Origin of the sequence: Actinocorallia sp. A-T 12471 (assembly GCF_033875155.1) — a bacterium.
Classification (GTDB): Bacteria; Actinomycetota; Actinomycetes; order Streptosporangiales; family Streptosporangiaceae; genus Actinocorallia.
In genome coordinates this window covers 42,236-55,651 of the sequence record NZ_JAWZTE010000019.1, presented here as the reverse complement: position 1 = coordinate 55,651, position 13,416 = coordinate 42,236, and the positions used below count along the sequence as shown (strand labels likewise).

Below are 13,416 nucleotides of genomic sequence, written 5' to 3'. Positions count from 1 at the left end.
GTCAGGTGTGTTCGACGGGGGTGGTGAGGCGGGTGTCGGTGAGGGAGTGGCCCGTGTGGAGGAGGTATGGGCCCGGGTTCGGACGCCATGCGCCGTCGTGCCAGGTCGCGTAGGCGCGGTCGGGGACGGGGACCGTGACGGTCGTGGACTCGCCGGGGCCGGCTTCGGCGACGGCGAAGCCGACGAGGCGTCGGGCCGGACGCTCGGGGTCGGGGACGGCCGGGGAGAGGTAGACCTGCACCACCTCGCGGCCCGGCCGGGCGCCGGTGTTCCGTACGGTCACGGTGAGGACGCCTTCGGTGTGCTCGGCGCTCTCGTAGGACCATGTGGTGTATCCGAGCCCTGAGCCGAACTCGAACGCGGGGGCCGTTCCGGCGCGCTGCCACGCCGGGTAGCCGACGAAGATCCCTTCGCCGTACTCCAGCACCCCGTCCTTGGGGGTGACGTCCACGACCGGGCAGTCCTCAAGGACCGTGGGCCAGGTGGTGGGCAGCCGTCCCCCTGGCTCGGCCGCGCCGGTGAGCACGTCGGCGAGGGCGTGGCCGCCCTCCTGGCCGGGGAACCAGGTGAGCAGGAGCGCGGCGACCTCGTCGCGCCAGGGCATCTCGACCGGCGACCCGGCGTTGACCACGACCACGGTGCGCGGGTTCGCGGCAGCGACGCGGGCGACGAGCTCGTCCTGACGGCCGGGCAGGCGCAGCGACGTCCGGTCGAACCCCTCGCTCTCGACCTCCTTGGACGTGCCGACGACCACCACCGCGACGTCGGCCTCGGCCGCCGCCCGGACCGCCTCGGCCAGCAGGCTGTCGGCGTCCGGACGCGGCTCGCGGTGCAGCAGCGCGAAGCCGAGGAACGGCACGGGTCCCGCGGCGGCTCCCGCCCGGTGCGCGACCTCGACGGTGACGGGACGGCCCGCCTCGAGCGCGCGGGCGAAGACGGTCTGGGGTGGAAAGAACACCGAGGCGAAGGGGTCGGCGCTCTCGGGGGCGACGACGCCGTCGAAGAGCGTCTCGCCGTCCACGGTGAGCCGGAACGGCCCGGTGCCCTCCAACCCGAGGAGGTGCTCGCCGGATTCACCCGGGGTGAGCGTGCCGCGCAGCACCACGGTGTCCAGCGCCCCTGGGTCGATGCCCTCGGGCAGCTGGCCGACCCACTGGATCACCGCCTCGGGCTGGTCGAGTTCGGCGAGGACGGACCCGTCGGCGACCTTCGCGATGACGCTGACGGGGACTGTCGCGGGCAAGAGGCGTTCGCTCGGGTCCGCGCCGCGCGCGTAGCCGACGTCGAGCCCGGCGGCGGTGAGCCCGTCGAACGCCGAGACCGCGCGCTCCGGCGTGACCTGGGCGCTGCCGCCGCCCATGATCCGCGACTCCTTGGCGAGGCCGCCGATCAGCGCGATCCGCGGCGCTCCGGCCAGGGGCAGCACGCCGTCGTTGCGCAGCAGCGTCATCGCGCGGGCGGAGACCTCACGCGCGATCGCCGCGCCGTCGTACCGGGTCGCGGGCGCGGGCGCCGAGGTGCGCCTGGCCAGGTCGAGCACCCGCGCGGCCTTGGCGTCGACCACCTCTGGCGGCACCTTGCCCTCGCGTACTGCGGCGGCGAGCGGGGGCCCGAAGGGGGAGAGCATGCCGGGCATCGCCACGTCGAGGCCGCCGAGCGCGGCCGCGACGGTGTCGTGCGCGCCGAACCAGTCGGAGACGACGAAGCCGTCGAAGCCCCACTCCTCGCGCAGGACGCCGTTGATCAGCGCGTCGTTCTCGCTCATCCGGACGCCGTTGACCGCGTTGTAGGCGGACATGATCCCCCACGGGCCCGCCTCGCGGACGACGATCTCGAACGGCAGCAGGTACAGCTCGCGCAGGGCGCGTTCGGACACGGTGACGCTGGCGGTCATCCGTTCGGTCTCGAAGTCGTTGGCGACGAAGTGCTTCACGGTGACGGCGACGTTCCCGCCCTGGACGCCCCGCACATACGCGGCCGCGAGGAGCCCGGTGAGCAGGGGATCTTCGGAGAAGCACTCGAAATGCCGTCCGCCGAGGGGCGAGCGCTGGAGGTTCACCGTGGGGGCGAGGAGCACCCGGACGTCCTTGCGCCGCGCCTCCTGGGCGAGCAGGGCGCCGACGCGCTGCACCAGCGAGACGTCCCAGGTCGCGGCGAGCGCGGTGGGGCTCGGCAGCGCCACCGACGGGTCGCCCGTCCAGCGCACGCCGCGGACGCCGATGGGCCCGTCGGACATGGTGAGCCCCGGGAAGCCGAGATCGGGCGCGGCGGGCAGCGACCACATGTCGGCTCCCGTGAGGATGCTCGCCTTGGCGTCGAGTAGGGCTTCGTCGTCTTGCGCGGTCATGGGTGTCTCCTCGTTCGGCTCCGGGGGGCGGGCGGGTGCGGACGGATGGTGCGCGGCGTCCCGTTCCGGCAGGATAGGCACACCTACCGAGTAATCGGTAGGTACTGTTACCTTTCCGTTATTCCAGTAGGGTGGGGGCCCATGAACCGACGCGAGGAGATCCTGCTCGCCGCCCTCGACGTGTTCGCCGAACGCGGCTACACCGGGGCGTCCATCGCGGCGGTCGCCGACCGGGTGGGGCTCAGCCAGCAGGGCGTCCTGCACTACTTCCCGAGCAAGGACAGGCTGCTCGCCGAGGTGCTGCGGCTGCGCGACGAGCGCGGCCTCGACGTGATCGCGCTGCCCGGCGAGCAGGGCCGCATCACCCTCGACACCGTCGCCTCGATCGTGGAGTGGAACACCGAGCGGCGCGGCATCGTGCAGTCGTTCACCGTGCTGTCCGCCGAGAGCGTGCTGGAGGGCCATCCGGCCGCGGAGTTCTTCCGTGAGCGCTACGGCAGCGCCCGCGCCTGGATGGCCGAGGTCATCCGCGCCGAACTCGGCGACGCGCTTCCGGGCGGGGTGACGCCCGAGCAGGCCGCCCCCCTGCTGTTCGCGGCGATGGACGGCCTGCAGCTCCAGTGGCTGCTCGCCCCCGACGAGATCGACATGCCCGCGCTCTTCCGCGCCTTCCTCGCCCTGCTCGGCGCGGCCCCGAAGCCGGAATGAGCGGACGAGCCCCGCCAGGGCTCCCCGGACGCCGCGCCCGCCGCCGTGTGCTTGGGTACTCGTGCCGACAAGCGTGTGGACAGCGGAGGTCCCGATGGTGATGTACCTGTACCTGGCCGGAGCGATCGTCAGCGAGGTCGTCGCGACGAGCCTGCTGAAGAGCACCGACGGGTTCAGCAAGCTGCTGCCCACCCTCGTCTGCCTCGCCGGGTACGGGCTGTCGTTCGTGCTGCTCGCCCAGGGGATCGCGCGCGGCCTGCAGGTGGGGGTCGCGTACGCGATCTGGGCGGGCGCCGGCACCGCCCTCATCGCCGCGATCGGCGTGCTGTTCCTGAACGAGCCGGTGTCCGCCGCGAAGGTCGCGGGCGTGGCCCTGGTCATCGGCGGCGTGGTGACGCTGAACCTCTCCGGCGCGCACTGACGCCGCCGCGCCGCGGGTCGCGTGCGCGGGCCGGCCGCGCGCGCCCGTGCTCTTCAACCCATGGTCTTCTGCCCGTCGATGGTCTCGCGCAGGATGTCGGCGTGCCCCGCGTGCTGGGCGGTCTCGGCGATGATGTGCAGCAGGACGCGCCGGACGGTCCAGGTGGCTCCGGGCTCGAACCAGGGCGCTTCCGGCAGTGGCTGGGCGGTGTCGAGGTCGAGTTCGGCGATCAGCGCGTTGGTCTCCTCGGCGACCTTGGCGTAGGAGTCCAGCAGCGATTGCAGTGTCTCGTTCTCGCCCATCGTGAACTCCAGCGCGCGCCCCGCCGGATCCTCCGGCGACGCGCCGGGCCCGAAGACCGCGAAGCGCATCCAGCCGTGTTCGGTGGCCGCCACGTGTTTCACGAGTCCGCCCAGGGACAGTTCGCTGACCGTGGGACGCGCCCTGGCCTGTGCGTCGGTGACCCCCTGCACGGCGAAGCGCAGGAAGGTGCGGTGCTGGTCGAGTGCGGCGAGGAAATCCGCTCGTTCCGTGTTCATGCGCTCACTGTAAATCGCCGCGCCGACATTTTCTGACCGCCCTGTGGACATTCCGCTATGCCGCTGAACAGGAAAAATGGGCGATTTCTTGCTGTGTGATGGGAAAGGCCGGCGCGGTCCGACGCGGCGCACGACAAAGGCCCCGACGCGGTGCGCCGGGGCCTTTGCGCGGGTTGGTCAGGGTGTTAGCCGAGCCCGCCCTCGTTCGGGGCGAGCACGCCCACCGCGACCAGCACGATGATCAGCACGCCGAGCGCGATCCGGTAGACGACGAACGGGAGGAACGTGTGCGTGGTGATGTACTTCAGGAACCACGCCACCGCCGCGTACCCGACGACGAAGGCGATGAGCGTCGCGACGATCGTCGGCCCCCACGAAGGCGCGGGGCCCTCGCCGATGTCGAACAGTTCGAGCACACCCGAGGCCAGGACGGCAGGGATGGCGAGCAGGAACGAGAACCGGGCGGCGGCCTCACGGCTGTACCCGAGGAACAGGCCCGCGCTGATCGTTCCGCCGGAGCGGGACACGCCGGGGATCAGGGCGAGGGACTGGGCGAAGCCGTAGCCGAGCGCGTGCGGCAGCGTCAGCTCGCTGATCGGCTTGCCCGGCGAGCGCAGCCGGGTCCGGTCGGCGATCGCGAGGATGACGCCGAAGACGATGAGCGTCGTGCCGATGATGCGCAGGTCGCGCAGGGCGGTCTCGATGGTGTGCTGGAAGGCGAGCCCGAGGATGCAGATCGGGAGGGATCCGGCGATGATGAACCAGCCCATGCGGGCGTTGGGGTCGCCCCGCATCTCCTTGCGGAACAGCGCGAGCGTCCACGCGTGGATGATCGACGCGATGTCCTTGCGGAAGTAGATGAGGACCGCGGTCTCGGTGCCCAGTTGGGTGACCGCGGTGAACGCGGCGCCGGGATCCTCCCAGCCGAACAGCGCTGAGAAGACGCGCAGGTGCGCGCTGGAGGAGATCGGCAGGAACTCGGTGAGCCCCTGGATCAGCCCGAGGACGACGGCTTCGAACCACGACATGGATCAAGCGCTCCGATTCGGAGACGACGGGAGGACGACCGCGAAGCCGATCATGACCCCGCCCGCCGAGATGTTACTCCCAACGCGGCCGTTGGATTGAGTAGTCGCCTATCGTTCATCTGTCCTTCTTTTCCTCTTCGCCCTGTCTTGGCGGTAGAAGGGAACCGGGCTCCCTTCGCGTCGTGGACGGGACCGCGCGGCCGCCCGCAGGAGGCCGCGCGGACGCGTCACGAAGACAGGCGGTCGAGGACGGCGGTCCTGCCTTCGGCGAGAGGCGCGAGAAGGAACGCCAGGTGGTCTTCCGTGCCGTGACGGTGCAGCGCCCTTCCCGGCCACTGGGTGCGCGCCCTCTCGCGCAGATGCTCTTCGACGCCCCCGATGAGCTGGAGCATCTCCTCGAGTACGGCACGATCCGTGCGCGCGTAGACGTCGCCGTCCGCGAGGTAGACGGGCGAGGTGTGCGCCATGATCGGGCGCTCCCACACGTCCATGTGACGGGCGACGCCCTCACCGGGGCCGTAGCAGCGCGCCACGACCCACGAAGACTCCTCGACCGTCACGGCGAACGACAGGTCGCCTTCGGTGACCGGCTCGTCCCAGCGGCGTGAGGCCGCGACCTCGCCGTTGACGACGATCTCCAGCCGGTCCACCGGGAACAGCGACCGGAACGAGGCAGAGCCGGGGACGCTCCGGCCGCCCCGGCCGAGGAGGAGGCCGCCAGGGGCCGCGCCGTCGACGTCGAGCCGCAGGTGCGGGCCGCTGGTGACGACCGTGTCGCCCGAGCGGACCCCGGCGCACCAGTCCCAGTAGTCCATCTCCTCCGGGTCGGGCACGCGCGCGTACGTCCGCAGGAGGCCGATCGGGACCTCCGCGCTCATCTTGTCGGTGCCGCCTACGAGCGTCAGCCTGTACCCGGCGTTGAGGTACCGGTAGTACTGGCCGATGTTGTAGTCGTCGTAGGCGATCATCTCCACGCCGTCGAGCCTGCCCGTCGCGATGAGCGCCGCCGCCTCCCCGTTCGGTACGGGGAAGTGCGCGAGGACGACGGTTCCGCCCTGCGCGTGGCACTCGTCGGCCCAGCGCGACAGCGTCGTCTCCATGCCGCCGCCGAGTTCCGACTCCTCCGCGCCGCCCGTACACCACGGCCGTACCGGCTCGCGCAAGCCGAGCAGGTTGATGTGCCCGAGCATCGCGGTCCGGTTCTCCTGGCCGGTGAACACATGCGTGTGGCCGTCGTGCGAGGTGTGCGGGCGGCCCCGGAAGTCCTCGGCGTTGGTGTGCAGGTGGCCCCACTGGCTGAGCAGCAGGTTCGTCACCCGGACGCCCTCGCCGCGCGCCTCGAGCTCCGCGCCGTGCGTGGACACGAAGTGGACATGGGTGTCGCCCGCGACGTACCCGTCGGCCTCCGGGTCGTAGAGGCGGCGCAGGCGCAGTTCGAGGGTCCGTTGGCCCGGCAGGATCGTCAGCTCCTCGCGCAGCGGTAGGTAGTCGAACCCGCGCGCCGCCTCGACCGTGACGGTTCCGTGCGGGAGCCACAGTTCGAACTCGCCGTCCACGTACGCGTAGGTGCGGCGGCCGAGGCGGACGTCGCCGCCGACGTCGAGGTTCCAGGTGTTGCCGTCGGAGTTGAGGTGCGCGTGGTGCCCGTAGGGGGCGAGCGGCACGCCGTCGGCGGTGTGGAAGTGCAGGCGGCAGGTCAGCGGCTCGCCGGTCTCGTCGTCCACGACGGTGCCGCGCACCCATGAGCGGTCGGCGGGCGGGAGCCGCCACACCGTCCCGTCGGACGTAGTCAGTTCGCCCCGGTCGAGGAGGTCGCCCCAGGTCAGGGCCGTCCGCACAGTCCCGCCCACCTCGAGGGACACCGCAGCCGACGGCGTCGCCGCGATCCGCACGTAGCCGCGCGAGGGGTCGGCCGCGCCGCCGAAGCCGGGAGGCTCGGAGACGCTGGCGGAGTCCACCGTCTGGTAGGCGTACGTGGCGGTGCCCCTGTCGACCATGACGGAGACGTCCTCGTCCACCTGCCCTTCGGCGAGCGTGAAGACCACTTCACGGGCGACCGTACGGCCGAACGGGTCTTCCGCCAGACGGCTCAGCGTCACGGCCCCGATGAGGATGGCGGGTCCCGCCGAGGAGACCTCCACGGACTCGATCGGCTCCGCAGGGCGGGGGTTGCGCCACGGCCACAGGTAGAAGCGGTAGGGCAGCACGTAGGGGGAGCGCGCCTGGGGGTCGTCGATGTCCACCAGGCGCGCGCCCGCCGCGTCGAACCTCCCGCAGGTCCGGTGCATCAGCCGGTGCTGGGCGTCGGGCAGCGCGAGGAAGGGCGTCTGTCCCCAGTCGAGCGGAAGGGGACGGCCCCGCCACAGCCGAGGGGTCGGACCTATCTCGAACCTCTGCCGGACGGGTACCTGGACGGCCGTGCCGTCGGCGTAACGGACGGTGTAGACGGCGGCCGTCTCGCCGACGGGGGAGCCCTCGAAGATCCCGGGTTCCTCCAGCGCGTGCGCGAACACGATCCACTGGCAGCCGTGCTCGACGGGGATCTCCACGGGCTCCGGCCCGACCCGGAGGAGCGAGGCTCCCTCCAGGTCGGGGCCGAACCGGAAAGGCAGGCCGTAGAGGCTGCGGTCGCCGGTGAAGGCGGGATCGGGGTCGTCCAGGAGCGTCAGGGGCGCGTTCCAGGGGAGGTCAAGAGGGCGGTACCCCCGCTCCCACGTCACGCGGGCTCCGGAACGGCGTCGTCGACACGGGTCTCCGTCAGCCGCGCGTAACGCTCGGGGGAGCGGGAGCGCAGGGAGACCGCGGAGACGATGCCGCTGATGAAGGCCACGACGCACATGACCAGCAGGATCGTGTTGGTGGTCGTGCCGCCGCCGGTCAGGAGGCCGAAGTTGGCGAGGACGAGGCTGAGCACCACCACGAGCCCGACGAAGCTGAGTCCCGGGGCGATGAGGCTGCGCCACAGTCCCGTCTCGGGGTGGTTGCGGCGCAGGTAGACGACGACGGCGACCGCGCACAGGGCCCACAGGGCGATGATGCCGAGGAAGCCGATGGAGCTGCCCCACAGGAGCAGGCCGAGGTAGGGGTCGAGTCCGAACACCGCCCAGACGATCAGGACGAGCATCGCGACGGCGGTCTGGAGGAAGCCCGCGAGGTACGGGGCGCGGGTACGGGGGTGGGTGCGGCCGAACGCGGCGGGCACGAGGCCCTCGCGGCCCAGCGAGAACAGGTAGCGGTTGGCGGCGTTATGCAGCGCGAGGAGCGCGGCGAAGGCGCTGGTCAGGAGCAGGATCTCCATGACCGCGGTGACCGCGCCCGGCGTGTAGGACTCGAAGACGCCGACGACCATGCCCTCGAGGTCGGCTTCGGCGGCGGCCGAGACGCCGTCCGCGCCGATCGCCTGCACGATCGTCCAGGTGATGAAGGCGTAGAACACCGCGATGAACGCCACCGCGATGTAGGTCGCGCGCCGGACCGTGCGGATGCCGCCGCGCGCCTCCTCGCTGAAGATCGCGGTCGCCTCGAAGCCCATGAACGCGCCGAAGACGAGCGCGAACATCGCCCCGTTGGCCGGGGTGAGGACCTCGCTCGGCGAGAACGAGGTGAAGGTGGTCTCGCCCGCGCCGCCCTTGGCGAGGACGAACACCGCCATGACGGCGAGGATCGCGATCTCCAGGACGAGCAGGACGCCGAGGATGCGCGCGCTGGTCTGGATGCCGCGGAAGCCGAGGTACCCGACGAGCGCGGCCCCGACCAGCGCGAACAGCCACCAAGGCAGGTCGACGCCTGTGTAGCGGGAGAAGGAGTCGGCCGAGTAGAGGCCGAGCGCGCCGTAGGTGCTGATCTGCAGGGCGTTGTAAGCGAGCAGGGCGAGGGTGGCCGCGCCTGAGCCGAGGGGCTTGCCGAGTCCCTTGGCGATCATGGCGTAGAAGGCTCCGGCGTTGCGCACGTAGCGGCTCATGGTCATGAAGCCGACGGCGAAGAGCGCCATCACCACGCCGGCGACGATGTAGCCGCCGGGGACGGCCGCGCCGCCCTTGAGGAAGTGCAGCGGGGCGAGCGCGACGACGAGCGTGAGCGGCGCGAGGGCCGCCAGGACGGTGAAGACGAGGTCTCTCGTCCCCATCGCGTCGGCGGCCAGGCGGCCGTCGCCTGAACTGTCTGCCATGTCATTCCTCCGGGGGTCTCGCGTGATGCCGACACGCTATGGACCGGTCCGTGGGGAATGAAGTGGATGAAAAGGCCCCGTGGCTCCGCCGGATTGTGCGGATCATCCTGTCACGTTCCCCTGGCCCGCCAGCGGAGCGCGAACCACAGCTCCATGCGGACGTCGGGGTCGGCGAGGTCGCGGTCGAGCAGCCGGGACGCCTGGCGCATCCGGTGCCGGACTGTGTTGCGGTGCACGCCGAGGTCGGCGGCGGTGCGGTCCCAGTTGCCGTGGTGGGCGAGCCAGGCGCGCAGCGTCCCCAGCAGCGCCGACGAGTCCCTGGCGGCCTCCAGCGGGGCGAGCAGCCCGGTGGAGTGCCGGGCGGCGTCCGCGGGGTCCAGGAGCCCCAGGAGGCCCTCCGCGGCGTCGCCCGCGACCACCGCCTCGCCCCGGATCCGTGAGCCGTTCAGGGCGGCCTCGGCCTCGTCGCGGGCCTCGCCGAGGTCGTCGGGGCGTCGGGGGCGGCTGATCCCGGCGAGGATGCCCGCCTCGTCCAGCGCGCGGGTGAGTTCGGCGACGGGCCTGTCGCCGGGCACCAGGGCGGTGAACGCCTCGCCGTCGGAGGCCACGTAGGGCGTCGCGAGGAGTTCGGCGAGCGTGTGGGCGACGGCTCCCGGCGGGCCCGGCAGGTTCGAGGGCAGGGCGCGGACGACCCGCCAGCCGGTGTTCTCCGGCAGGTCGAAGGGGGCGGCGAGGGCCGCCTCCCACGCCGGCGGCCGGAGGAGCGCCGCGACGGCCGCAGCCCCCAGGGTGTCGGGAGCCGCGGTCTCGGCGGGCGCGGTGAACAACAGGGACAGGGCGGACGCCGCGACCGCGATCAGGCCACGGTCGGCGACGGCGAAGGGCGCCTCGCGGGCCACCGCCATGGCGTAGCCCGACGGTGAGGGGCCCATCAGCCGCTGGATCTCCACGTGCTGGTCCGCGGTGTTCAGGGCGGCGCTGAGGGGCGTGCGGCTTGCGCAGGCGCGGTTCAGCGCCTCGCTCACCCTGCGGTCGGCGCGCACGGGCCCCGCCGCCCAGGTGCGGTCCCGGTTGTGGTCCACGACCAGGACCCAGCCTTCGAGCAGTTCGGCGAGCCGGTCCACGACGGCGCGCAGCGGGCCGGGCCCTCCGGCCGCCCGGATGAGGACGCCTTGGCCGTCGGACAGCCTGCGCAGGGCAAGGGTCTCGGCGCGGACGATCTCGGCGTGGTGCGCCTGCGAGAGCGCGGCGAACGGCACCTGCGGAGGGATCTCCAGCAGCGTCATTCGGTGCGCCTCGCAGGCGGAGACGAGCTCGGAAGGCACCTCGTCGAAGACGGGCGTCACCCCGAACCCGAGGGCGGCGATCCCGGCCGACGCGAGACGGCCCACGTAGGCGGCGCTGTCCTTGGGCCGGAAGTCGATCCCGGCGGTGAGCAGCAGTTCCCCACCGGAAAGGTAGGGCGCGGGGTCGGCGAGCTCACTGACATGGACCCAGCGGACCCGCCGGTCGGACGGGTCCGCGCCGCCCAGGACGCGGAGGCCGAACCGGTCCACGAAGAGCCGGAGAGGTACCACGCGACCAAGCTAGCCGTACGCGGCGTATGCCCAGGTCACGGTCACCGGCCGAGGAAGCGGTCGAGGACGTTGCGCACGATCCTCGCCACGAACGGGTCGCCCGTCTGGAGCGCGTACGCCCACTCCGTACAGCCTCCGTTGAAGACCTCTCCTTCGCCGCGCGTGAACGCCGCGATCATGCCCGCCCCGTACATGCCGCCCTCGTGGACGTAATCGGGCAGGTCGTCTCCGAGCTCCCGGTTGTAGGCGTAGACCTCCTCCTCAGGGCCGCCGATGGGAACGAGGCCGCCGAAGCGGTCCTCCTCGCCCCGGACGGCCGGGGTCATGGCGAGGATCTCCAGCGTCTCGGGAGCGCCGTCCTCGAAGGTCGGGTAAGGCAGGCCGCGCCGGAACGTGTACTCCACCGAGTCCACCTCGAAGGCCGCGAGGAACGTCGGGGCGGCCCCCAGCTGGTCGCCGTAGTACAGGTCGGTGCCTTCGAACGCCCAGTGGTGCGGCCGGTAGACGGTGAAGCCGCCCGACGAGCGGGGCGTGGCGGCGCCGTACCTGGTGTAGATGCCGCCGAGGCCGTTGAGCCCGATGGTGGTCGCGCCGGGCCTGCCGACGGACTTGGCCTCCCAGACCGTCGTGGCGGTCCTCGGCGAGCGTGCCGCGTCGGGGTCGAGGGAGGGCAGCCGGTAGCAGTACTGGGTCGTGAGGTCGTCGCTCAGCCGCACCTGCCACTGGTAGTTGCCGCCGAAGCGGGCGAGGCCGCCCCCGCCGTCGACGAACCTGTCGACGGCGTCGCGCATGGCCCAGCTCCAGTACTCGTCGTGGCCGACGACGATCACGCAGCGGTAGGGGTCGAGGACGGTCTCGTCCACGTGCAGGTCGTGCTGGGTGAGGTAGTCCAGCTCGTAGCCCTCGGCCTCCGCCCACCGGACGAACAGGCGCTCGTAGCTCGCCCAGAAGGCGTCGCCGTGGTGGCGGCTGTACCCGTTCAGCCGGGCCCACTCATAGGACGGGTACCGGGGCGCGCCGTTGATCGGCGGAGTCAGGTGGTTGGCTTCGCGGGGGACGCCTTCGGGCTTGCTGATCATGCCCCGCGCGATCGGCCTCTGGGTGGAGGAGAGCGGGCTCCCCGCGTCGGCGCGCGGGTCGTCGCCCATGCCCCGGTAGTGGTTGGCCCCGCCCCAGTCGTTGTAGGCGAGCATCGTGCTCGTCGTCAGTACGAGCGCGGCCTTGGGACGCCGGGAGGGGGCGGCCTTCACGACGAAGAAGTGGTGTCTCTCCCACAGCTCCCCGTTGCTGAGGACCGCCCTCACCGCGATGACGTAGAAGCCGGGACGCCAGTCCTGCGGGATCTCCAGGGTGAGGCCCACGGGCCAGCCGCATCCGTTCGCGTAGGCGTCCTCGGGGGCTTCGAAGCGGCCCGCGGTGACGTCGTCGCGCGTCCATACGGTCTCCGGCTTGCGGCCGTCCCGGGTGATCTCAAGGGTGAACGCGGGGACGCTCGCGCTCAGGTGGAACTGCACGGTCTCGCCGGGGAAGTAGGAGAAGCGGTCGGTGTAGCACCAGACCTCCTCCGCGTCCGGCTCGACGTACGCCCGCTCTGACGGCCAGCCCTTGGGCGACCACGCGAAGGCCGGCTTCAGCTCGTTCACCTTGGTGCGTTCCATGGTCATGCCCTTCCCGTCGCGAGGACGCCGAGCAACTCGTAGGCGACGTGCGCGGCGGCGATCCCGGTGATCTCCGCGTGGTCGTAGGCGGGCGCGACCTCGACGATGTCGGCCCCGACGATGTTCAGCCCGGCCAGGGCGCGCAGCGTGTGCAGCAGCTCCCGGCTGGTCAGGCCGCCCGCCTCGGGGGTTCCTGTGCCCGGCGCGTGCGCGGGGTCGAGGACGTCGATGTCCACCGAGACGTAAACGGGCCGGTCGCCGAGGCGCGCCCGCATCCGTTCGATGGCGGTGGCGGTGCCCTCGGTCTCGTAGTCGTCGGCGCGGATGATCTGGAAGCCGAGCACACCGTCCTCGGTGAGGTCCTCACGCGAGTACAGGGGGCCGCGGATGCCCATGTGGAGGCAGTGTTCGGGGTCGAGCAGCCCCTCTTCGGACGCCCGGCGGAACGGCGTGCCGTGCGTGTAGGGCGCGCCGAAGTAGGTGTCCCACGTGTCCAGGTGGGCGTCGAAGTGCAGCACCGCGACGGGCCCGTGGTCGCGCGCCACCGAGCGCAGCAGCGGCAGTGCGATCGTGTGGTCGCCGCCGATGGTGAGCAGCCTGGCCCCGTCCGCGCGAAGGTCGCTCGCCGCGCGCTCGACCGCGTCGATCGCCTCGCCGATGTCGAACGGGTTCACCGCGATGTCGCCCGCGTCGGCGACCTGCTGGACGCCGAAGGGTTCGACGTCGAGGCCCGGGTGGTAGGGCCGCAGCAGCTTCGACGACGCCCTGACGTGCCCGGGGCCGAACCGCGCGCCGGGCCGGTAGGAGACCCCGGTGTCGAACGGCACCCCGACGATCGCCACGTCGACCTGGTCGACCTGGTCGGTGCGCGGCAGCCTCGCGAACGTCGAGGGCTCCCCGTAGCGGGGGATCTTCGTGGCGTCCACGGGACCGGTCTTCGGTGCGTCCGTCATCGGCGGGAACCTCCAGG

At 72.0% G+C, this 13,416-nt stretch carries 10 protein-coding genes; 2 read left to right on the top strand and 8 right to left on the bottom strand.

The features are described 5' to 3' along the window. Position 1: 1 nt before the first annotated feature. A complete protein-coding gene (locus R9X44_RS33800) occupies positions 2-2,347 on the bottom strand; it encodes a glycoside hydrolase family 3 protein (protein WP_319818449.1) in 2,346 nt (781 codons plus the stop codon). Between the two features lie 141 nt (positions 2,348-2,488). Between R9X44_RS33800 and R9X44_RS33795 the strand changes: the two genes are divergently transcribed. Together R9X44_RS33795 and R9X44_RS33790 are read left to right on the top strand one after the other, a co-directional pair. Next, the gene (locus R9X44_RS33795; protein ID WP_319818448.1) at positions 2,489-3,055 is read left to right on the top strand and encodes a TetR/AcrR family transcriptional regulator; all 567 of its coding nucleotides are present in this window, start codon (positions 2,489-2,491) and stop codon (positions 3,053-3,055) included. 94 nt (positions 3,056-3,149) lie between these two features. Then, on the top strand, positions 3,150-3,476 hold the full coding sequence (locus R9X44_RS33790) for a multidrug efflux SMR transporter (RefSeq protein WP_319818447.1): 327 nt from the start codon (positions 3,150-3,152) through the stop codon (positions 3,474-3,476). A gap of 53 nt (positions 3,477-3,529) precedes the next feature. On the opposite strand, the gene R9X44_RS33785 is transcribed toward R9X44_RS33790, so the two are convergent. The 7 genes from R9X44_RS33785 to speB all read right to left on the bottom strand — a co-directional run bounded on the left by R9X44_RS33785 (position 3,530) and on the right by speB (position 13,399). Next, complete coding sequence (locus R9X44_RS33785) at positions 3,530-4,015, bottom strand: DinB family protein (RefSeq protein WP_319818446.1); 486 nt, start codon at positions 4,013-4,015, stop codon at positions 3,530-3,532. Positions 4,016-4,200: 185 nt separating this feature from the next. Next, on the bottom strand, positions 4,201-5,043 hold the full coding sequence (locus R9X44_RS33780) for an undecaprenyl-diphosphate phosphatase (protein WP_319818445.1): 843 nt from the start codon (positions 5,041-5,043) through the stop codon (positions 4,201-4,203). A gap of 227 nt (positions 5,044-5,270) precedes the next feature. Further along, complete coding sequence (locus R9X44_RS33775) at positions 5,271-7,763, bottom strand: CehA/McbA family metallohydrolase (protein WP_319818444.1); 2,493 nt, start codon at positions 7,761-7,763, stop codon at positions 5,271-5,273. Then, positions 7,760-9,211 carry an APC family permease gene (locus R9X44_RS33770; protein ID WP_319818443.1) on the bottom strand — a complete coding sequence of 484 codons (1,452 nt, stop codon included), beginning with the start codon at positions 9,209-9,211 and terminating at the stop codon, positions 7,760-7,762. Before R9X44_RS33770 ends, R9X44_RS33775 begins: the two co-directional genes overlap by 4 nt. A gap of 110 nt (positions 9,212-9,321) precedes the next feature. Beyond that, positions 9,322-10,788, bottom strand: coding sequence for a PucR family transcriptional regulator (locus R9X44_RS33765; protein WP_319818442.1), 1,467 nt, complete (start codon positions 10,786-10,788; stop codon positions 9,322-9,324). 41 nt (positions 10,789-10,829) lie between these two features. Then, positions 10,830-12,446 carry a N,N-dimethylformamidase beta subunit family domain-containing protein gene (locus R9X44_RS33760; RefSeq protein WP_319818441.1) on the bottom strand — a complete coding sequence of 539 codons (1,617 nt, stop codon included), beginning with the start codon at positions 12,444-12,446 and terminating at the stop codon, positions 10,830-10,832. Positions 12,447-12,448: 2 nt separating this feature from the next. Beyond that, positions 12,449-13,399, bottom strand: coding sequence for an agmatinase (gene speB / locus R9X44_RS33755; protein WP_319818440.1), 951 nt, complete (start codon positions 13,397-13,399; stop codon positions 12,449-12,451). Between the last annotated feature and the right edge of the window lie 17 nt (positions 13,400-13,416).

Bases quoted from the DNA above. Each gene is read 5' to 3' on its own strand.
- R9X44_RS33800 (WP_319818449.1), bottom strand. From the start codon at position 2,347: ATGACCGCGCAAGACGACGAAGCCCTACTCGACGCCAAGGCGAGCATC.
- R9X44_RS33795 (WP_319818448.1), top strand. From the start codon at position 2,489: ATGAACCGACGCGAGGAGATCCTGCTCGCCGCCCTCGACGTGTTCGCC.
- R9X44_RS33790 (WP_319818447.1), top strand. From the start codon at position 3,150: ATGGTGATGTACCTGTACCTGGCCGGAGCGATCGTCAGCGAGGTCGTC.
- R9X44_RS33785 (WP_319818446.1), bottom strand. From the start codon at position 4,015: ATGAACACGGAACGAGCGGATTTCCTCGCCGCACTCGACCAGCACCGC.
- R9X44_RS33780 (WP_319818445.1), bottom strand. From the start codon at position 5,043: ATGTCGTGGTTCGAAGCCGTCGTCCTCGGGCTGATCCAGGGGCTCACC.
- R9X44_RS33770 (WP_319818443.1), bottom strand. From the start codon at position 9,211: ATGGCAGACAGTTCAGGCGACGGCCGCCTGGCCGCCGACGCGATGGGG.
- R9X44_RS33760 (WP_319818441.1), bottom strand. From the start codon at position 12,446: ATGGAACGCACCAAGGTGAACGAGCTGAAGCCGGCCTTCGCGTGGTCG.
- speB (WP_319818440.1), bottom strand. From the start codon at position 13,399: ATGACGGACGCACCGAAGACCGGTCCCGTGGACGCCACGAAGATCCCC.